17 protein-coding genes, 1 pseudogene and 1 riboswitch are annotated in these 20,498 nt (G+C 61.5%); of the genes and pseudogenes, 13 read left to right on the top strand and 5 right to left on the bottom strand.

The genetic code is table 11. The features are described 5' to 3' along the window. Positions 1–12: 12 nt before the first annotated feature. From MTP37_RS12520 to MTP37_RS12490, 7 genes are all read left to right on the top strand, one after another. On the top strand, positions 13–1,032 hold the full coding sequence (locus MTP37_RS12520; RefSeq protein WP_249237556.1) for an RnfABCDGE type electron transport complex subunit D: 1,020 nt from the start codon (positions 13–15) through the stop codon (positions 1,030–1,032). Next, positions 1,029–1,751 carry an Rnf-Nqr domain containing protein gene (locus MTP37_RS12515; RefSeq protein WP_249237555.1) on the top strand — a complete coding sequence of 241 codons (723 nt, stop codon included), beginning with the start codon at positions 1,029–1,031 and terminating at the stop codon, positions 1,749–1,751. The genes MTP37_RS12520 and MTP37_RS12515 overlap by 4 nt, the downstream gene beginning before the upstream one ends. Further along, positions 1,748–2,359 carry an Rnf-Nqr domain containing protein gene (locus MTP37_RS12510; RefSeq protein WP_249237554.1) on the top strand — a complete coding sequence of 204 codons (612 nt, stop codon included), beginning with the start codon at positions 1,748–1,750 and terminating at the stop codon, positions 2,357–2,359. Before MTP37_RS12515 ends, MTP37_RS12510 begins: the two co-directional genes overlap by 4 nt. A 24-nt stretch (positions 2,360–2,383) precedes the next feature. Then, on the top strand, positions 2,384–3,463 hold the full coding sequence (locus tag MTP37_RS12505) for a putative glycoside hydrolase (protein WP_249237553.1): 1,080 nt from the start codon (positions 2,384–2,386) through the stop codon (positions 3,461–3,463). A gap of 33 nt (positions 3,464–3,496) precedes the next feature. After that, positions 3,497–4,789: a DUF1015 domain-containing protein gene (locus MTP37_RS12500; protein WP_249237552.1), complete on the top strand. Its 1,293-nt coding sequence runs from the start codon at positions 3,497–3,499 to the stop codon at positions 4,787–4,789. Between the two features lie 178 nt (positions 4,790–4,967). Further along, entirely contained in the window at positions 4,968–6,863 is a 1,896-nt protein-coding gene (locus tag MTP37_RS12495; RefSeq protein ID WP_249237551.1) for a DEAD/DEAH box helicase, read from the top strand. After that, the gene (locus MTP37_RS12490) at positions 6,860–7,708 is read left to right on the top strand and encodes a putative RNA methyltransferase (RefSeq protein ID WP_249237550.1); all 849 of its coding nucleotides are present in this window, start codon (positions 6,860–6,862) and stop codon (positions 7,706–7,708) included. The genes MTP37_RS12495 and MTP37_RS12490 overlap by 4 nt, the downstream gene beginning before the upstream one ends. 53 nt (positions 7,709–7,761) lie before the next feature. Here the strand turns inward: MTP37_RS12490 and MTP37_RS12485 are convergent, their stop codons facing one another. Continuing rightward, positions 7,762–9,279 carry an alanine/glycine:cation symporter family protein gene (locus tag MTP37_RS12485; protein WP_249237549.1) on the bottom strand — a complete coding sequence of 506 codons (1,518 nt, stop codon included), beginning with the start codon at positions 9,277–9,279 and terminating at the stop codon, positions 7,762–7,764. Between the two features lie 132 nt (positions 9,280–9,411). Beyond that, a riboswitch (glycine riboswitch) is annotated at positions 9,412–9,518 on the bottom strand. Between the two features lie 162 nt (positions 9,519–9,680). Then, complete coding sequence (locus MTP37_RS12480; RefSeq protein WP_249237548.1) at positions 9,681–9,932, bottom strand: hypothetical protein; 252 nt, start codon at positions 9,930–9,932, stop codon at positions 9,681–9,683. Between the two features lie 79 nt (positions 9,933–10,011). Here MTP37_RS12480 and MTP37_RS12475 point away from each other — a divergent pair, with 79 nt between their 5' ends. Further along, a complete protein-coding gene (locus MTP37_RS12475) occupies positions 10,012–10,926 on the top strand; it encodes a hypothetical protein (protein WP_249237547.1) in 915 nt (304 codons plus the stop codon). Here the strand turns inward: MTP37_RS12475 and pdxR are convergent. Then, positions 10,833–12,035, bottom strand: a complete 1,203-nt coding sequence (gene pdxR, locus MTP37_RS12470) for a MocR-like pyridoxine biosynthesis transcription factor PdxR (RefSeq protein ID WP_249237546.1) — start codon at positions 12,033–12,035, stop codon at positions 10,833–10,835. The two genes, MTP37_RS12475 and pdxR, sit on opposite strands and share 94 nt — an antisense overlap. A 55-nt stretch (positions 12,036–12,090) precedes the next feature. Continuing rightward, a pseudogene (locus MTP37_RS12465) lies at positions 12,091–12,186 on the bottom strand (hypothetical protein); the annotation flags it as partial. Positions 12,187–12,531: 345 nt separating this feature from the next. On the opposite strand from MTP37_RS12465, the gene MTP37_RS12460 reads away from it, so the two are divergent. The 4 genes from MTP37_RS12460 (at position 12,532) to MTP37_RS12445 (ending at position 18,017) form a co-directional block, all read left to right on the top strand. Then, positions 12,532–13,182 carry an ECF transporter S component gene (locus MTP37_RS12460; RefSeq protein WP_249237545.1) on the top strand — a complete coding sequence of 217 codons (651 nt, stop codon included), beginning with the start codon at positions 12,532–12,534 and terminating at the stop codon, positions 13,180–13,182. 477 nt (positions 13,183–13,659) lie between these two features. Continuing rightward, positions 13,660–14,430, top strand: coding sequence for a FadR/GntR family transcriptional regulator (locus MTP37_RS12455; RefSeq protein WP_249237544.1), 771 nt, complete (start codon positions 13,660–13,662; stop codon positions 14,428–14,430). Between the two features lie 241 nt (positions 14,431–14,671). Then, positions 14,672–16,453, top strand: coding sequence for a dihydroxy-acid dehydratase (gene ilvD, locus MTP37_RS12450; RefSeq protein WP_437443610.1), 1,782 nt, complete (start codon positions 14,672–14,674; stop codon positions 16,451–16,453). A gap of 208 nt (positions 16,454–16,661) precedes the next feature. After that, positions 16,662–18,017, top strand: coding sequence for a GntP family permease (locus tag MTP37_RS12445; RefSeq protein WP_249237542.1), 1,356 nt, complete (start codon positions 16,662–16,664; stop codon positions 18,015–18,017). A 123-nt stretch (positions 18,018–18,140) separates the two neighbouring features. On the opposite strand, the gene MTP37_RS12440 is transcribed toward MTP37_RS12445, so the two are convergent. After that, complete coding sequence (locus MTP37_RS12440) at positions 18,141–19,034, bottom strand: LysR family transcriptional regulator (protein WP_249237541.1); 894 nt, start codon at positions 19,032–19,034, stop codon at positions 18,141–18,143. Positions 19,035–19,243: 209 nt separating this feature from the next. Here MTP37_RS12440 and MTP37_RS12435 point away from each other — a divergent pair, with 209 nt between their 5' ends. Next, positions 19,244–20,464, top strand: coding sequence for a dicarboxylate/amino acid:cation symporter (locus tag MTP37_RS12435; protein ID WP_249237540.1), 1,221 nt, complete (start codon positions 19,244–19,246; stop codon positions 20,462–20,464). The last annotated feature ends 34 nt before the right edge of the window (positions 20,465–20,498 follow it).

Here is a 20,498-nt window from a genome sequence, read left to right as displayed (position 1 = left end):
GGAAAACCATTTATGGATGAATCTTTGATCCGGGAACAGGAAGCGCAGCTCCAGAAGACCGGCCGCTACTATAAGCATATCTGCTTTATGGCGGTGCCGGTGCTGTGGATGGCCTGCTTCCTGTACGGTGTGCGTCCTCTGCTGCTGTGCGGCATCGCGGTGCTCACCGGAAATCTGTGCGACCGTCTTGTTTCGCTGCTGCGCCGCCGCGTGTATCAGGCCGGTGACTTTTCCAACGAGAGCTTTGCACTCGTCATTGCCCTGCTGATGCCGGTAACGGTGGATATCTATGTTCTGATCGCCGCGGTGCTTGCCGGTGTGCTCATCGGCAAGGAGATCTTCGGCGGCTACGGCAGCTACCCCTTCAACCCCGCCGCTGTGGGCTATGTGGTGGCGGCGGTGTCATGGCCGGAGCAGGTGTTCCGCTACCCCCAGCCCTACACCAGCATCCCCCTGTGGGACGCTTCCATGGTGCCGGTGTCCAGCACCATTGAGGACACCCTGCGCAGCGGCGGTATGCTGAACATCCGTTCGCTGGTGCTGAGTCTGGGCGAGTATGCCGCCCCCATGGGCACCGGCGCGGCGCTGGTGATCCTGGCCTGCGGCCTGTTTCTGTGGACCCAGAAGGACGCCCACATGTCTGCCTCGGTCAGCTTTCTGCTCACCTGTGCGCTGATCGCCTTCCTCTTCCCGCGGCAGGCGGGTCTGGCCGACAGTGCCGTGCTGGCAAATGTGCTGCCCCGCCTGCGGTGCGTGCGGGACGAGCTGCTCACCGGCGCGATCCTGTTCAGTGCAGTGTTCCTGCTCAACGAACCCTATACCTGTGTGCATCACCGCATGGGCCGCATCCTGTACGGTGTGCTGGTGGGTGTTGTGAGCATGGGCTTCCGCTACTACGGCGTGTATGAGACCGGTGTATGCTTTGCGCTGCTGGTGGTCAACAGTGTGTCGGCATGGATCGACCGCACCGAGGCAAAGCTGTATCACCTGACCCATCTGCAGGCAGATGCCGGAAAGGGGGCAGCACAATGAGACGCGCAACGGCTGAACTGATCGTAAAAGACTCCGGCAAATTTGCCCACCATGACCGGGTGTTCCTGAATAACCCGGTGGTCATGCAGGGCATGGGTCTGGCCCCGCTGGTGGTGCTTGCCACCAGCGGCCAGAATGCGGTGATGCTGGCGGCGGCGGTGGCGCTGCTGCTGGTGCCCTCCCGCGTGCTGGCCTGCCTGCTGAGCCGCCTTGTGCCCCTGTACGACGAGGACCCTGCCCCGGAAACGCTGCAGAAAAAGCTGCTGCCCCGTGCACTGGTGTACGGCTTCAGCACTGCTGTGGTGTATCTGGCGGTGTACCCCATCCTGAACATGCTGTTCGGCACCGGCCTGCTGAGCCTTGGCATCTATCTGCCCATGCTCACGGTGGAGCCGCTGCTGACCTACCGTTTCGGCCGCGTACAGGAGACGGTGCGCAAGGCCGTTTCCAAGGGCCTGCGCATCACCGTGGGCTATGCTTTGCTGCTGGTGCTGCTGGGCTGCATCCGTGAATGGCTGGCCGCAGGCACTGTGTTCGGCGTGGCAGTCAGCCGCCCGGTGCTGCCCATGGCCGGGATGCCGGCGGGCGGCTTTATCGTGCTGGGCGTGCTTTGCGCGGTATGGCGTGCGCTGGCCGCAAGGCGCAGGGCATATCTCACCAAAGAGGCGGGCAACCTTGTGGATGTGCATTCCCAGAAGGAGGCGGACCGCGAAGGATGAAAGATGTTGTTACGACCAGTGCAGTGTTCTTCAACTATGCACTGCTGGCGGTGTTCGCACAGAACGCCGTCTTTACCCGTGCGCTGGGCGTGTCCCGTCTGGTGCAGCTGGTGGGCGATGACCGCATCAGCAGCTGGCTGTTCGGCATGCAGCTGTGCATCACCCAGATTTTGGTAACGCCCTTTGCATGGTATGCCGGCAGCCGGATCGCGCCGCTGGCAAACCGTGCCCAGCTGCGCCCGCTGGTCTATATTGCCAGCATCGCCGTGGTGTGCCTGCTGGAACACGCGGTGCTGTGGCTGGCAAAGGGCCTGCCGCACCGCAGTGCACTGCTGCGCATCGTGCCGCTGGCGGGCCTGAACAGCTGTGTGCTGGGCACCGTGCTGGTGGAGCGCACCCAGAGCTTTACGCTGGGCCAGTCCCTCGGGTTTGGTCTGGGCAGCGGCCTTGGCTATGTGCTGGCGGTGCTGCTGGTAACGGAAGCCCGCCACCGCCTGCGCAGCAAGGCCATCCCGGAAGCCTTCCGCGGCCTGCCCATCACGCTGGTGTACATCGGTGTGCTGGCACTGGCGATCTATGGTTTTACCGGACATTCTGTGATCCTGTGATTTTTGCAGGGAGGAGGATCGACAATGGCAAAGTATAAACGGCAGAAGGTCAAGCGCTACCACCGCAGCTTCTACAGCCGGGGCGCCCGCATCAAGCGCGGCGTTGGCATCCTGGTGCTGGTGCTGGTGGTGCTGGGCGCGGCATGGCTGGCGGCACCCCATGTGCTGGACTGGGCCACGCACACATGGTACACCGTGGTGAAGAACCGGGATCTGGAAGCGGAATCTGCATCCCGCGCAGCGGCTTCCTCCGAAGCGGCTGCATCTGCGGCGGCAGAGGAAGCGGCCTCGTCCCAGCCGGAGCCGGAACAGCCCAAGGGGCTGGACGGCAGGGCCGTCACCGGCGGCAGCTGGGCGGCGGTGGACGTAAGTGCCCTTGCCGATGACGCATCCATCCGTGCGGCGGCACAGCAGCTCAAGGCACAGGGGGCAGACTACGGCCTTGTGACCCTGAAAACACCGGATGGCAGCATCTGCTACGCTTCGCAGGTGCCGGCTGCCGCCCAGAGCATTGCCGGTACCACCGTGGACCCGGCCCGCATCGCGGCTATCTTCCGGGAAGAGGGCGTGATCCCTGTGGCCCAGCTTGCAGCCTTCAAGGACCCCATCTCCTCCCGCACCGACCGCAGCATGGCTATCCACTACGGCGACGGCCTGTGGCTGGACGCCCAGAAGGACGGCAATGCATGGCTGAACCCCTACTCCGCTGCGGCAGTGGAATATGTAGGCGACCTTGTGGCCGAGGTGCAGGGCATGGGCTTTGAGCAGGTGGTCCTGACCAATGTCCAGTTCCCGAAGCTCAGCCGCAAACAGGACTACGGCGAGACCAGCGGCGTTTCCCGCGCGGATCAGCTCAAGGCGGATATCGCCGCCCTGCAGAGCCGCTTTGCGGGCAGCATGACCCTGTGGTTCAGCTACACGCTGGATCAGTGCAATACCAACAGCGTGTCGCTGGATGTGCCTGCTGTGACGCTGGGCATGGACAACCTGCTGGTGACGGCAGACAAGGCGGTGGACGCCGACAGCCGCACCGCACTGGAGCAGTCTGCCGCCGGACAGGGCGTGCAGCATCTGGTGCTGCACAGCGCCGACATCTTCCAGTAACGTCTCTGGTTTTATAAGAGGGAGGAATCTGCTATGAATACCAAATCCTGCTTTGCACCGGCCCATATCCTTCTGCCTTCGGCACAGATCCCGCTGGAAAAGTGGGGCTGCATCGCCTGCGACCAGTTCACCAGTGACCGGGATTACTGGCAGAAGGCCGAGGCCGCTGCAGCGGGCAGTCCCAGCACCCTGAACCTGATCCTGCCGGAGGTCTATCTGGAGGACGGCGATGCGGACGCCCGCATTGAAAAGATTCACGCCGCCATGGACGATTACGCACAGAATGTGCTTACCCGCGCGGTGGACGGCTTTATCTACGTAGAGCGCACCGAGCAGAGCGGCAAGGTGCGGCAGGGCCTTGTGGGCATGGTGGATCTGGAAGCCTACAGCTACCGCCGGGGCGAGAAATGCACGGTGCGCCCCAGCGAGAGCACCGTGGAAAGCCGCATCCCACCTCGCATGAAGGTGCGCACCGGCGCCAGCCTGGAAACGCCTCACATCATGATGCTGGCCGATGACCCGGGCTGCACCCTCATCGAGCCGGTGGCAGCGCACAAGCAGGAGCTGCCCAAGGTATACGAGGGCGAATTGATGCTGAACGGCGGCCACATTGCGGGCTGGGCCGTGGAAGACCCTGCCCTCATCGCGCAGATCGAGGATGCACTGGCCGTGCTGGGCAGTCAGGAAGAGTTTGACAAAAAGTACCCGGATGCCACCCGCCGCGACCCGCTGACGCTGGCCGTGGGCGACGGCAACCATTCGCTGGCCACCGCAAAGGCCTGCTGGGAGGAGCTGAAAAAGACCCTGACGCCGGAGCAGGCCGCGGTGCATCCCGCCCGCTGGTGTCTGGCCGAGGTGTGCAATGTGCACTCGCCCGCCATCGAGATCGAGCCCATCCACCGGGTGCTGTTCAATGTGGACTGCGCCACGGTGCTGCTGAGCCTGATCACGTGGAGCGACTCCAATATGGTCGGCTGCTGCTTCGGCGGCGGCAAGCAGCAGCCCTTCACGCTGGCAGGGCCGCACATGTCCAACGTGCTCAGCTTCGAGAACCCCACCGAGCCGCTGACCGTGGGCACCATCGACGATTTTATTGCGGACTATATGGAACGCCACACGGAGGCACGGGTGGATTACGTCCACGATGAGCCTGCCGTCCGCGCCCTGTGCAAAAAGGGCGCTGTGGCCTTTCTGATGCCGCCGTTTGCCAAGAGCGACCTGTTCAAGGGCGTTGTGATGGGCGGCGTGCTGCCCCGCAAGACCTTCAGCATGGGCCACGCCGAAGAAAAGCGGTACTACGTGGAGTGCCGGAAAATTACGGAATAAGCCTCTCAGTCAAAACCTGACGGTTTTGCCAGCTCCTTCAAAGGGGGGAGCTCTTCGGGATGTGCACAAAAGTGATCCTTCTTGTAAAAGCTCCCCCTTCGGGGGAGCTGGCGAGCGAACGCGAGCCGGAGAGGGTTTGTGTGCCGAACGAATCACATGAGAAATAATTAGGAGAACCATGACTTTTAAAGAATTGAATCTGTCCGCCCCGCTCCTGCGCGCTGTGCAGGAAGCAGGCTATGAGACCCCGTCGCCCATTCAGGCGGCGGCGATCCCGCCGGTGCTGTCCGGCCGGGATCTGATGGGCTGTGCCCAGACCGGTACCGGCAAGACGGCTGCTTTTGCGCTGCCCATGCTGGACCGGCTCACGGCCAATGCGCCCCGCAGAAAGGGGGCCATCCGCGCCCTGATCCTGACCCCCACCCGTGAGCTTGCCCTGCAGATCGGCGAGAGCTTTGACGCCTACGGCAAGTATCTCAAGCTGCGCAGCACCGTCATTTTTGGCGGCGTAGGGCAGGCACCGCAGGTGGAAGCGCTCAAAAAGGGGGTAGACATCCTCATTGCCTGCCCGGGACGGCTCAACGACCTGATCGGACAGGGCTTCATCGACCTGTCGGACCTTGAGATCTTTGTGCTGGACGAAGCCGACCGGATGCTGGATATGGGCTTTGTGCACGACGTGAAGAAGGTGATCGCAAAGCTGCCCGGGGAGCGCCAGAACCTGATGTTCAGCGCCACCATGCCCACCGAGATCGAGCAGCTGGCGGCCGGCATCCTGCGCAAGCCCGCCTTTGTGAAGGTGGACCCGGTGTCCAGCACCGTGGACCGCATCCAGCAGAGCCTGTATCATGTGGAAAAGGGCAACAAGAAATTCCTGCTGCCCTGGCTCATCAAGAACCTGCAGCCCCCGGTGGTGAATGCGCTGGTGTTCAGCCGCACCAAGCACGGCGCGGATAAGATCGCAAAAGACCTCACCAAGCAGGGCATCCCGGCTGCGGCGATCCATGGCAACAAGAGCCAGACCGCCCGCGTCGCCGCACTGGAAAACTTCAAGGCCGGCAAGACCAAGGTGCTGGTAGCCACCGATATCGCCGCCCGCGGCATCGATATCAGCGAGCTGTCCCACGTGTTCAACTACGACCTGCCCGAGGTGCCGGAGACCTATGTGCACCGCATCGGCCGCACGGCCCGTGCCGGTGCCGACGGTACGGCGGTCAGCTTCTGCGCACCCGAGGAACAGGAGTATCTGGCAGGCATCGAAAAGCTGAACCGCCGCAAGATCCCTGTGGTGAGCGGCCACCCATGGGACGGCGTGCCCGCGCCGGTGCGCCCGGAGCCGCCCGTGCGCGGCAAAAAGCCCAAGGCCGCTGCCGCCGAACCGGCAGAAAAGCAGGCCGCAAAACAGGCAAAGCCTGCAAAGAGCGAAGCAAAGCCTGAAAAAAAGGCCGCACCCGCACCCAAAGTGCAGGCGAAGCCTGTAAAAATCGAAAAAGAGGAACCACTCATGGATGATACCAAGCGCACTTCCGGCGGACGCAGCAGCGACCGCCGTTCCAATACTGGCAGCCGCCCGCGCCGGGAACAGAATGCTCCTGCCCGCGGCAGCAATGCACAGCCCAAGTTTGACCCGCACTTTGTCAGTGCGCCGGAGGCCACGCCGCTGCGCCCGGCCAAGAAGGCCCCGGCTGCACCTGCCGCCCCGGCCATCCGCACCGCCGCGCAGCCTGCACAGCAGTCCGGCGGCAGTCAGGGTCCACGCGGCCGCCGCAATGAACGCCCGGCACGCCAGAACGGTCAGCCTGCCGCCCAGAACCAGAACGCGGAGCAGGGCCGCAGCGCAAACAACGGCCCCCGCAGCCGTCAGAACGGCCCCCGCAGCGCCCAGCCCGCAGCGGCCCGCGCACCCAAAACGGAGTCCGGCCGCCGCAGCCGTGCCGCTGTACGGGACGATGACCCGGGTCTGGTGCTCATCAGCCGCCGGCCGCCGCAGCAGAAGTTCACCAACTTTGAGGAATATATGAATGCCCACGGCGGCGCAACTGCCCCCATTGAGGACCACAGCGACGAAGTATGAGCAAAAATGAACCGTTTGCCCCATGGCAGTGCCCGCTGTGCGGGGAAAAACTGACCGGCGACAGCACCCTGAAATGCACAAAGGGCCACTGCTTCGACCGTGCAAAGGAGGGCTACTGGCACCTGCTGCCGGTGCAGAGCATGCGCACCAAGGCCCCTGGCGACAGCAAAGAGATGGTGGCGGCCCGCCGCGCGTTTCTGAATGCCGGATACTACGGCATCTTCGGCAGGGCGCTGGGAGAGCTGTGTCTGGAATACGGCCTGCCTGCCGCGCCGGATGCGCCGCTGCACCTGCTGGATGCGGGCTGCGGCGAGGGCTGGTACGACCGCTGCATCGCACAGGCCTTTGCCGAAAAGGGCAGCCGGGTGCAGCTGGCGGGCTTTGATATCGCAAAGCCTGCGGTGCGTCTGGCTGCAAAGGCCCTGCCCACGGCACAGTATGCGGTGGCGTCCAGCTTCAGCCAGCCGGTGCGCACCGGCTGGGCCGACCTGCTGCTGAACTGCTTTTCGCCCTTTGCGCAGGAGGAATTCCTGCGGGTGCTGCGCCCGGGCGGGCGGATGATTTACGTGGTGCCCGGTGCGGAGCACCTCTATCAGATGAAAGCGGTGCTTTACGAAAAGCCGTATAAAAACCCGGTGCAGCAGATCGCCTACGCAGGCTTCCGGGCCATTGGAGAGCGGGAGGTGTCGGGCCGCATCACGGTGCCGCAGGACCAGCTGGAAGCCCTGTTCGCCATGACGCCTTACTACTGGAAAACGCCCCGCGGCGGTGCAGAACGTCTTGCCGCCCTGCCGGAGCTGGAGACTGAGATCTCGTTCCGGTTCCTGCTGCTGGAAAAAGAATGATGCTAAAACGCAGGGGCCGTCCACAAATCGTGGACGGCCCCTGCGTCTCTTTTTTATTTGTTCGCGGCCTTTTCCAGCTCGGCTTCCTCTGCAGCGGCTTCCGCTTCTTCCTGTTTCTGGTATTCGGGGAAGGCCGACCACATGGGCTCGATGTCCTTGCCCTTCACCCTGCGGTCAAAGTAGTTTCTGGTAATGGCCACCACGGTGCCGGACAGGGCCAGCACACCGATGAGGTTCGGGATCATCATCAGGCCGTTGAAGGTATCGGAGAGGTCCCACGCAAGACCCAGCTTCATGGTAGCGCCCACCACGGTCATGCACACGAACACCACCTTGTAGATGCGGCTTCCGGTGGCGCCGAACAGGTACTCCACAGCCTTGGTGCCGTAGTGGCTCCAGCCCAGCGTGGTGGAGTAGGCGAACAGCAGGATGGAGATGGCAATGAACTTGGGGCCGAAGCTGCCAAAGGCTGCGGTGAACGCCTGACCCACCAGCGCGTTGTCCTGCACGCCGACCAGCACCGCACCGCTCTGCAGATCCACAACGCCGGTGGTCAGAATGACCAGCGCGGTGAGCGTGCAGACCACGATGGTATCCGCAAACACCTCAAACACGCCCCACATGCCCTGATGCACCGGCTCCTTGACGTTGGAGGCCGAGTTGACCATGACGGCAGAGCCGAGACCAGCTTCGTTGGAGAAGGCACCGCGCTTGAAGCCCCATGTGATGGTCTGGCTGATGCCGTAGCCCAGCGCACCGCCGCCTGCGGCGTTCAGGTTGAAGGCACCCTTGAAGATGGCGGCAAATGCTGCCGGGATATTGCCTGCATGGAGCACCACGATCATAAGTGCGCCTGCAATGTAGAACAGTGCCATCAGCGGCACCAGCTTTTCGGTGACAGCGGCCACCCGCTTCAGTCCGCCAATGACGATGAGGGCTGTGACCGCCATCAGGCACAGGCCGGTGACGAGGGTCGGCACGCCGAAGGCGGCGTTCATATTGCCGGCAATGGAATTGATCTGGCTCATGTTGCCGATGCCGAAGGATGCAAGGATGCAGAAGCAGGCAAACAGCACCGCCAGCACTCTGCCGATCTGCCGACAGCCTTTTTTTGCGCCCAGACCGTCGGTGAGGTAGTACATGGCACCGCCCGACCACTCGCCCTTTTCGTTTTTGCGGCGGTAGTAGACGCCCAGAACATTCTCGGAAAAGCTGGTCATCATGCCAAGCAATGCCATGACCCACATCCAGAAGATGGCACCCGGGCCGCCGGAGACGATGGCCGTTGCCACACCCACGATGTTGCCGGTGCCGATGGTGCCCGCCAGCGCCGTGCACATGCTCTGGAACTGGCTGATGGCCATATCCTCCTTGCTGGTGTGCGCGGTGATGTCCTTGTTGGTGAAGATCGCACCGATGGTGTGCCGGAGCCAGTAGCCCATTTTACGGAACTGGAAAAAGCCCGTGCGGGCGCTCATCCAGAAGCCGGTGCAGAACAGCAGCGCCAGACCAAAGGGCCCCCACACCACACCGTTGACGGCGTTGTTCACCTGTGTGATCATCTCGACCATTCTTTCTTTTCCCCCTATACACAAAACAAAAGCGGACAGAACCCGCCAAAGGCTCTGCCCGCAAAATTCGGAGCGCTCTCATTTTCCGCAGCCGGGGCGCGCCGCATTCCCGGCTGCGCCCCATTGCGCAAAGACGATGGCTCTGTCCTTTTGCCTGAGAGATACAGCCGCCTTTCCCTGCGGCCTTACACCTTCGGCACCCGCCGCTCTGAAACGCGGGCTTCTCCAGAGTGCACGGACACTGCCTGCCGTACACGTCTTTTTCAGTTCTTTCGGCGCACAGCTGTGCGCGATAGAAAGACTATACCATATTCTGTCCTTGTAAGCAAGACATTTTATATATCATATGCTGCTTTTTCATCTGTTATGCAGACAGATGAATTTTATTTTGGTGTGACTTTTCAGGGCCGGTCGATGGGCGGCAGATCATCCCAAGGTTCCAGTGCGGGGCTATCCGGCGCAGTTCCACGGGGGCCGGTGCCTGGCTCTGCGCCGTCAAAGCCAAGACGCTTCCCGTCCGGGCTGGCATCGCCGTTTTCTCTGGCTGTTTCATAGGAATCTGTGCCGTAATAGGCACTGGCCGGGCCGATCTCCAGCCAGAAGTCCTCCCGCTCTTTCTCTGTGATCGGTGTGGTCTCTTTGTTGTTTTTCATCTGCAAACGCCTCCTTTTCTGCATAAAGTCTTGCCTGCGGGCCAAAGCTTTATGCAAAAATCGAAAGGCGGTATGTACCATGCGCAGTGGAGGTTGGAGACCTTTCTGGACATCGCTGCTGGCGTCGCTGCTGGTTCTGGTCCCGCTGGTGGGCGGCACGGTGCTGCTGTCCCGCCAGCAGCTGCGTGCCCAGCTGCGGCAGGCGGCCCGCAGCGAGAGCGGCGTGCCCGTTCAGCTGCCCCGGACGACCGATCAGCTCACGGTGCTGCTGTGCGTCTCTGGCGATCAGCCCGGCTTCGTGCTGGCCTACCTGAACGCCAGCCAGAACTGTGTGCATCTGCTCAGCGTGCCCGCCGTGCTCACAGTGCCCTTTGCCGATGAGCAGGCGGCCCTTGCGCAGTGCTATGCCGCTGCAGGCCCGGCCCGCTGCCGGGAAGCACTGATGCAGGTGCTTGCCCTGCCGGAGGATACCCGGTATCTGGCCTTCTCTCCCGATGTGCTGGAGCGCATTGCCAGCCGCTACGGACCGGTCCGGATCGGCTTTTCCGGTGCACTGACCGAAGACGAGCTTGCCCGCTATGGCCGCAGCCGGGCGGTGCAGGGCATTTCTGCCGGGGACGCCCATGCGTTTCTGTGCCAGCTGCAGGCGGACACTGCGCTTTCGCCCCAGCGCACTGCGGCGGCCCGTGCAGCCGCATGGGACGCCTTTTTCCGGCAGAATGCAGAGCTGCTGCCCACCACCCTGCCGGACGCGCTGCGGGGCGTCAGCTCTTTGCTGCTTACCGACCTGACCGCGCTGGACTACGACGCGCTGGGCCGCACGCTGGAATTTCTGGCCAACAACGGCGCCGCCGTGGAAGCGCAGGCTCTGCCCGGCCGGTGGGATGCCGCCAGCGGCACCTACACGGTCACGGACGCTTCCCACGCCGCCGTGCAGACCTTTTTCAACGTTTCGCCCACCGAGGCACAGGCCTCGTCCTTCAAGGAGCCGTAGCCCAGCACCAGCGTGCCCGCCGCCGAGGGGGCTTCGCCGGTCAGGTCATAGTCGCTCAGCAGGCCCAGCTGCACGCCTTCGGCTTCGGCGGCGCGGCGCAGGGCGTCGTCCGGCGGCGGGTCCCTGAGCTTTGCCAGCAGATGCAGACCGGTGTGCAGGCCCGCAAGGGTCAGCTCCTCCGGCCCGAAGGCTGCCGTCAGCGCTGCAGCCAGTGCGTCCCGCCGGGCCTTGTAGGCCACCCGCTCCCGGGCCAGATGCCGGGTAAAATAGCCTTCTGTGATGAACCGGGCCAGCGTCTGCTGCTCAAAGCGGCTCACGGTGCCGGAATAGAGCCGGTACTTTTCTCTCCATGCGGGCAGAAGGTGCTCCGGCAGCACCATATAGGCAATGCGGATGCTGGGGGCCAGACTGCGGGAGCAGGTGGAGAGGTACACCACCGGGCCGTCTGCACCCGCCATGCCCTGCAGGCTGGGCAGGGGACGGGTGTCAAAACGGAACTCGGAGTCGTAGTCGTCCTCTATGATGTACCGCCCGCCCGGCCTGCGGGCCGCCCAGTGCAGAAGCTCGGCTCTGCGGCCCGCCGGCATGGTGACGCCGGTGGGGAACTGGTGGCTGGGCGTGACGTAGCACACCGCCGCATCCGACCGGTTCAGCGCCTCCACCGAGAGGCCGTCGCCGTCCACCGGCAGGCAGCAGCAGTGCACGCCGCTGTTCTCCAGCACCTGTTTTGCGCGGGGGTAGCCCGGCGTTTCCACTGCGGCCATGCCCGGCAGCAGCGGGGCCAGCAGGCTCAGCAGGTATTCCAGACCGGCTCCCACCACGATCTGATGCGGCCCGCACTGCACGCCCCGGTATTCGGAAAGATATTCGGCCAGTGCCCGCCGCAGGGCCGGGTCGCCCTGCGCATCGCCGTGGGTGAGCAGCTCCGGCGAAGAGTACAGCAGCTCCTTCTGCAGCCGCGCCCATGTGCGGAAGGGGAACAGCCCCGGGTCCACGCCCCGGGTGGAAAGGTCGTATCGCACCGGCGGCGGGGGGGGGCGGCACCGGCGGCGCCGGCGGCTGGGGCAGACCGGCCGGGCGGGAGGGCAGGGCCAGATACTCCTGTACATAAAAGCCGCTGCGCTCCCGGGACTCCAGATATCCTTCCGCCGCCAGCATCTGATAGGCGGCGTCCACCGTGTTCACCGAGACGGACAGCTCTGCCGCCAGACGCCGCTTGCCGGGCATCCGGACGCCTGCCGAAAGCGTACCGCTGCGCATCTCTCCGGCAAGGCTGTGGTACAGCTGTTCGTACAGCGGCACGCTGGAAGACGGGTCCAGCGCTGTGGTCAGATGGACCATAAATCATCCCTCCTGTTTGGGTATTGCACCAAACTGATACCATAAAAAAACTTTGTTCTGGGTATTTTCATGGTGTCAGTTCTGCGTATAATAGGAGCATACCCGCTGGACACCCAAATGTCAAGTAGGATTGTAGGTTTTACGGGGAAATCTGTCCCCAAGGGGTGAAGGCTTTCGCTCTGGGTTAAACTGCAAAAGTTGATTTCCATGTAGGTTTTAGGGCTTTGGCTCCGCGGGAACGGAAAATTGGAGGGAAAGTAAATCATGTCTACTACTGCAATGTGGCTGCTGCTGGCAGTCGTTGTCATCGCCATCGTCATTGGCAGTGTGCTGTACAAGCGCACCTTCACCACCAAGGAACTGGCCCTCACCGGCGTCATGGCCGCTTTGAGCCTTGTGGCCTATCTGTTCTTCCGTGTGCCGTTCTACGGCGGTTCGTCGTTCCATCTGGGCAACACCTTCACCGCCCTGACCGCACTGCTGCTGGACGGTGTATCCGGCGGTCTGGCCGGTGCCATTGGTCTGGCGCTGGCCGATATCCTGGCCGGTGACCCGGGCTACGCCGTCACCACCTTTGTGCTGAAGTTCATCATCGGCATCACCTGCGGTGCTGTGGCGCACAAGGTCTTCAAGCTGCGCGAGCTGGACAGGCGCAGCTCCGGCTATCTGGCAAAGGTGATCGTCTCTGCCGGTTCCGGCCTGCTGCTGAACGTGCTGACCGACCCCTTCCTTGGCTACTTCCGCAATGTGTACATCTTTGGTCAGGAATACACTGTGGCACAGGCGCTGACCAAAATCGCAGGCGGTGTCACCTTTGTGAACAGTGTGGCTTCCACCGTGTGCGTGGTGATCCTGTACCTTGCCCTGCGTCCGGCTCTGGAACGCGCCGGTCTGCTGCCCAAGGGCAAAAACTAAGCGATCTCTCTATCCTGATACAGCACTGCTGCCCTCGTCTGCCGGACTTCTCCTATCCCCCGGCGGGCGGGGGCAGTGGTGTTTCTGCCTGCCGGGTCTGCTGCGCAGGAACAAAAAAGCTACGGAAATCAATTTTTGCAATTTGACCCGGAGCTAAAAACGCCGCGCCAGCTTCCCGGGGAGGACTGACCCTCTCAGTCATCTCGCTTTGCTCGATGCCAGCTCCCCCGAAAGGGGGAGCTTTATCTGTGCTGACCGGAAGATGGCAAAAAGCTCCCCCCTCGGGGGAGCTGGCAAAACTGTCAGGTTTTGACTGAGAGGGTTTCACCAATCGCGGCTGTCCGCCTGCGCTCTCATTGGTTCCTTCCGGGGGAAGTCTTCATGCGGAAAGTTGATTCCCCTGAAAAAAGCGGACGGCCCTTGCTTTTGCCTGCACGGCTGCCTTATAATAAGCTCAAAAAAGGGGAGGGAGCACCCATGAGCGAATTTTCCCATCTGAAAAACAAGCTTCTGGCCGAGCAGGTGGAGGATGAGATCTACCATTATATTCTGGACACGCCGCTGGAACCGGGCACCAAGCTGCCCAACGAATTTGAACTGGGCGAAAAGTTTGGCGTGGGCCGCAGCACCGTGCGCGAAGCGGTGAAGCTGCTGTCCAGCAAGGGCATCGTGGAGGTGCGGCGGGGCTCTGGCACCTATGTGGTCACGACCGCCAAGGGCCTTTCGGACCCACTGAACCTGCGCAGCGTGCAGGACAAGAACGCGCTGGCGCTGGATCTGGTGAACGTGCGCCTGCTGCTGGAGCCGGGCATGGCCGAGATGGCAGCGCTGAACGCTTCCGACGAGGATATCGAGCGCATCCAGCGCCTGTGCGACCGGGTGGAGAGCAAGATCCACAGCGGTGATCTGTACATTGAGGACGACATCGCATTCCATACCTGCATCGCAGAGAGCAGCAAGAACATGGTGGTGGAACAGCTGATCCCCATTATCGATACGGCGGTCATGATGTTCGTGAACGTCACCCACAAAAAGCTGACGGAGGAGACCATCCTGACCCACCGCATGATCACCGAAGCCATTGCCCGGCATGACCCCATTGGTGCCCGGTCTGCCATGGTGATGCACCTGAATTTCAACCGCAAGAAAGCTTTACGACGGCGAATGGGAAACCTGACGCCGCTGCATTTTACGTCCCCGCACAGCGCAAGGGCTGTGCGGGGACTTTTTATGTCTGAAGTTGTCTGATGACTTTTTAGGACGAATGACACGGAAAAGTTGGAAAATGGTTCGGATTGTATGATGTATCCAAGATTTCAGAGCAGTATGCACGAAAAACTGGGCCGGTTATTGTCATAAAGTGGGTTCTGACTGCGACAACTTGCAAACGAGGCGGGATTCGATTAGAATGAACATGTAAGATGTTCGACAGTCAAAAGGACGATTTGCAAAGCAGAAAAAAGAGCATTTTGGAGGTATGATCATGGAACTGCGTTCTCAGGCAGTGCGTAAACTGGCACCGGAAAACGATCCGCTGAAGATCGGCATGGGCTGGAAGGTGGACGACCTTTCCAAGCCCCAGATCATGGTGGAGAGCACCTTTGGCGACAGCCACCCCGGCAGCGCCCATCTGGATCAGTTCGTGAAGGAGGCTGTACAGGCAGTCAACACCCACGGCGGCAAGGCTGCACGTTATTTTGCAACCGATATGTGCGATGGCATCGCACAGGGCCACGACGGCATCAACTACTCGCTGCCCCACCGCGACGCCATCGTGAATCTGGTGGAGGCTCAGGCTAACGCCACCGTGTACGACGGCGGTGTGTTCATCGCCAGCTGCGATAAGTCCATGCCGGCCATGCTGATGAGCATTGGTCGCCTGAAGGATATGAGCGCCATCGTGGTCACCGGCGGCGTGATGGAAGCCCACACCCTGCCCAAGAAGTACGTGGTCAACGACCCCGCCTGCGCCATCAACGACCTGCTGACGCTGGAACAGATCGGCAAGTTCGACGCATGGGAAAAGACCGGCGTCATCCCCAACGAACAGCTGGACTACTACAAGCACAACGCCTGCCCCAGCTGCGGTGCCTGCTCCTTTATGGGCACCGCTTCCACCATGCAGATCATGGCCGAGGCACTGGGCCTGATGCTGCCGGGCACCGCCCTGATGCCTGCCACCGCCCCGGAGCTGAAGCAGGCCGCCTATGACGCCGGCGTTCAGGTGATGAAGCTGGTGGCCGAGGGCATCAAGGCCAAGGACATCGTTACCATGAAGAGTTTTGAAAACGCCATCATGGTGCACGCCGCCATCTCCGGCTCCACCAATGCCACCATGCACCTGCCCGCCATTGCCCACGAGTTCGGCTTTGAGATCGACGCCGACACCTTTGACCGGATGCACCGCGGCGCACACTATCTGCTGAACATCCGTCCCTCCGGCGACTGGCCCGCACAGTACTTCTACTATGCAGGCGGCGTGCCCCGCGTGATGGAAGAGATCAAGTCCATGCTGCATCTGGACGTGATGACCGTCACCGGCAAGACGCTGGGTGAAAATCTGGAAGAGCTGAAGAAGAACGGCTTCTACGAGCACTGCGACGAGATCCTGCAGGAAAAGACCAAGGGTCTGGGCATCAAGGTCACCCGCGAGGACATCATCCACAGCTTTGACAACGCCAAGGGCACCGACGGCAGCATCGCTATCCTGAAGGGCAATCTGGCCCCGGAGGGCAGCGTCATCAAGCACACTGCCTGCCCCAGGAACATGTTCCACGCCACCCTGCGCGCAAAGCCCTTTGACAGCGAGGAAGAGTGCATCAGCGCTGTTCTGAACAAGCAGGTCCAGCCCGGCGACGCCATCTTCATCCGCTACGAAGGTCCCCGCGGCAGCGGCATGCCCGAGATGTTCTACACCGGCGAGGCCATCTGCGCCGACCCCAAGCTGGCTTCCAGCGTAGCCCTCATCACCGACGGCCGCTTCTCCGGCGCAAGCCGCGGCCCGGTCATCGGCCATGTCAGCCCGGAGGCTGCAGTGGGCGGCCCCATCGCTCTGGTGGAAGAGGGCGACCTCATCCGCATCGATGTGCCGAACCGTCAGCTGGCCATCGTGGGCGTGAACGGTGAAGAAAAGACCCCCGAAGAGATGGAGGCCATCCTTGCCCAGCGCCGTGCCAACTGGAAGCCCAAGGCTCCCAAGTACACCAAGGGCCTGCTGAAGCTCTACTCTCAGCACGCCGTCAGCCCCATGAAGGGCGCCTACATGGAGTAAGAGACGCTCCTGCGGAGGCTGGACACAAACTCAAAAATCAACTGCTCAGCGATGCTTTGCTGAACGGTCTGGTGAAAGTTACGCCAAAAATAAAAAAGCGGATATTGCTTCGTCTATAAAAATCCATCGGAATCCGGCGTCCGTCTGCGGGGACGGCGCTGAAATAAGACCCAAAGCAAACATAACATCAAAAATGGAGGATATGTTTATGACAGCTGTTGCAACCCCGGACGCCGCGCGGCTCGTGTTCGCCGCAGTGGCGGGCCTGATCCTTTTGCTCATCCTTATCATCAAGTTCAAAGTGCATGCCATGATCTCCATCCTGATCGGTGCGGTGGGCATCGGCCTGATGGCCGGTATGCCCCTGTCTGACATCATCGGCTCGGTCAACGAAGGCATCGGCAACACCTTAAAGGGTATCGCCCTTCTGGTGGGCCTTGGCTCCATGTTCGGCGCCATTCTGGAAGAATCCGGCGGCGCACAGACGCTGGCCGTGACCATGGTGCGCAAGTTCGGCGACGAAAAAGCCGCATGGGCGCTGGGCATCACGGGTCTGGTGGTGGCCATGCCGGTGTTCTTTGACGCCGGTCTGATCATCCTGATCCCGCTGGCCTTCTCGCTGGCAAAGCGCACCAAGCGCTCGGTCCTGTACTATGTTATCCCCCTGCTGGCCGGTCTGGCGGTCGGCCACGCCTACATCCCGCCCACGCCGGGCCCCGTTCTGGTGGCTACCATGCTGGGCGTTGACCTTGGCTGGGTCATCCTCATCGGCATCTTCTGCGGCATCTTCGCCATGATCGCTGCCGGTCCCATCTGGGGCTCCATCTGCGGCAAGAAGTATATGATCGCGGTGCCTGAGCACGTTGCACAGCAGGCAGACATTGACGAGAGCAAGCTGCCCAAGTTCGGCACCATCGTGGGCATCATCATGATCCCGCTGCTGCTCATCATCGCAAACTCCGTGGCAAAGGTAGTGCCCGCACTGGCAGGCATCCAGCCCGTTCTGGCCTTCCTCGGCGAGCCCTTCATGGCGCTGCTGCTGGCTACCATCGCTGCTATGTATCTGCTGGGCACCCGTCACGGCTATAACAATGCCCAGCTGGAAAAGATCATGACCAAGTCCCTTGAGCCCACCGGTATGATCCTGCTGGTCACTGCCTGCGGCGGCGTGCTGCGCTATATGCTGCAGAACTCCGGTCTGGGCGATGTCATCGGCAACGCCGTGGCAAACGCCAGCCTGCCGCTGGTGCTGGTGGCCTTCATCGTGGCTGCTCTGGTGCGTATCTCGGTGGGTTCCGCTACCGTGGCTATGACCATGGCAGCCGGTATCATCTCCGCCATGCCCGGCCTCAGCGAGCTGAGCCCGCTGTATCTGGCCTGCGTCACCGCTGCCATTGCAGGCGGCTCCACCGTCTGCTCTCACTTCAACGACTCCGGCTTCTGGCTGGTGAAGAGCCTGGTGGGCATGGATGAAAAGACCACCCTCAAGACCTGGACCATCATGGAAACTCTGGTGGGCGTCGTCGGCTTCCTGGTGGCACTGGTCATCTCCTTCTTTGCTTAATCATCCTCATCTGCGGGGCTGTGCCTGCACACAGTCTGCGCAATGCTTTGCAAATTCCTGAAATCTCCTCAGCACAGCAGACCCCCGGGCGGTGAACCGCCCGGGGGTCTGCTGCTTTCTGTATTATAAAAGAGGCAGGTCCGGCCCGGAGGCCAGCTGGATAAAGGCGTCCATTTCCCGGGTGCAGCATTTATCCTTGTGGTAGAACATCTGGCGGTACATGGTCAGCCGGAAGTCCGACACCTCCAGAATGCGCAGATCTCCTCTGGACGCAGGCTCGGCCACAGCGAAGCGCGGCAGCAGGGAAATGCCGGAGGAGCGCTCCAGCATCTTGATGATAAAGGAGGTATCGCTGATCTCAAGGCTGGGGGTCAGCTCGATCTGGCGGGAAGCCAGAAACCGGTCAAAGGTGCGGCGGTAGTTGGCATTGCGTTCGGTGAGGAAAAAGGGCTTGTCCAGAAGCTCTGCCACCCGGTAGGGCCCGGGGTGGCCCAGATCGATGTCCGGCGATGCCGCAAACACCACCTCTTCCGGGATCTCGTTGCATTTGTGCCAGCTGTTGGAGTAGCGGGGCTCGTCCAGAATGCAGATCAGGTCCACCTGACCGCGCTCCATTTTTTCAATGAGCTCCTCCGGGGAGCCGGTAGTGACCCGCAGGCTGACCTTGGGGTGCTCCAGCCGGAACTGATGCATCAGGCCGGGCAGACGGAAAAAGCAGAGAGATTCCAGCGTGCCGATGTGCAGGCAGCCCTCCAGCTCGGCGTCCTCGCTCAGGGCGCGGCGGGCGTTGTGGATGGTGTCCAGAATGCTGTTGGCGTATTCCAGAAAGCACTGGCCCTGTGCGGTCAGGATCACCCGCTTGCCCATGCGGTCGAACAGGCGCACGCCCAGCTCTTCTTCCAGCGCCTTGATCTGCACGGTAACGGCAGACTGGGAATAGCCCAGACTTTCCGCTGCCTTGGAAAAGCTCTGGAACTGGGCGGCACGGATCAGGGTGTTCAGCTGGCGCACTTCCATGGCAAAGCTCCTTTCCTATTAAGATTTTTAAACTATAACTTTATTTTTATGAATTTGAATCATGCATATGTCTATGTTAAACTAAATGTGTCAACACGTCAAGTAAAAATTTGACGTTTCGTGAAAGGCTGGCCGTGCGGGCTGCGGCGGAGAGAGCGCTGTCAGGTGCCGCACAAAGGTCAGAATAGGAAAAGGAGGATTTTATTCTTATGGAAAAGAAAAAATTCAAGCTCGGACTGCTGCCGAAGCTGCTCATCGCCATCGTGCTGGGCATCATCATCGGCCAGTTCTTCCCGGTGTGGTTCTGCCGGGTCGTCGTCACGGCATCCAGCATCTTCAGCTCGTTCCTGAAGTTCATCATCCCGCTGATGATCGTGGCCTACGTCACCATGGGCATTGCCGACCTGAAGAGCGGCGCAGGCAAGCTGTTGCTCATCACGGTGGCTCTGGCCTACGGCTCCACCCTGATCGCAGGCTCGGCATCCTATCTGGTGTCCGCAAGCCTGTTCCCCAGCTTCATGAGCGAAGGCGCTCTGGAACAGATCGCCGCCACGGCTGACAACTCTCTGGTCAGCTACATCTCCATCTCCATCCCTCCGCTGCTGGACACCCTGTCTGCCGTGGTGCTGGCCTTCGTGCTGGGCCTGTGCATGTCCACCTTGCGCGGCAAGACCATCGGTGATACACTTTATAATAGCATGAAGGACTTCTCCGGCATCATCGATCAGGTGCTGCACAGCGTCATCATCCCGCTGCTGCCCCTGTACGTCTGCGGTACCTTCATCGACATGACCAAGTCCGGCAAGACCTACGCCATTCTGGGCATCCTGTGGAAGGTGTTCCTGGTGGTCATCATCATGCATCTGGTCTGCATCTTCCTGCAGTTCTGCATTGCAGGCGCTGTGAGCCACAAGAGCCCCTTCAAGATGATCCGCAACCAGATCCCCGGCTACACCACCGCTCTGGGCACTCAGTCCTCTGCAGCCACCATCCCGGTCAACCTGCAGTGCGCTGCGGCTGACGGCGTGAGCGAGCAGATCCGCAACTTCGTGGTGCCTCTGTGCGCCAACATCCACATGGCAGGCTCCATGATCACCATTACTGCCTGCGCAACTGCCGTCTGCCTGATGAACCAGCTGCCCATCAGCCTTGCTACCGTGGTGCCCTTCATCATGACGCTGGGCGTTGCCATGGTGGCTTCTCCCGGTGCTCCCGGCGGCTCCATCATGACCGCTCTGCCCTTCCTGTACATGATCTTTGGCGCTGAGGCCGGTGACCCCAATGGCCCCATCTGCGCCATCATGGTGGCTCTGTACATCACGCAGGATTCCTTCGGCACTGCCTGCAACGTCTCCGGCGACAACGCCATCGGCGTCATCGTGGAGACCATCTACCAGAAGTTCATCAACAAGAGCAGCGCAAGCGTCTGATGCGCGGCGCGCGGTTCTTGACCTGACAGGAGTG

Origin of the sequence: Faecalibacterium sp. HTF-F (assembly GCF_023347535.1) — a bacterium.
GTDB classification, from domain to species: Bacteria; Bacillota; Clostridia; order Oscillospirales; family Ruminococcaceae; genus Faecalibacterium; species Faecalibacterium wellingii.
This window is presented reverse-complemented; position numbering and strand designations above follow the sequence as displayed.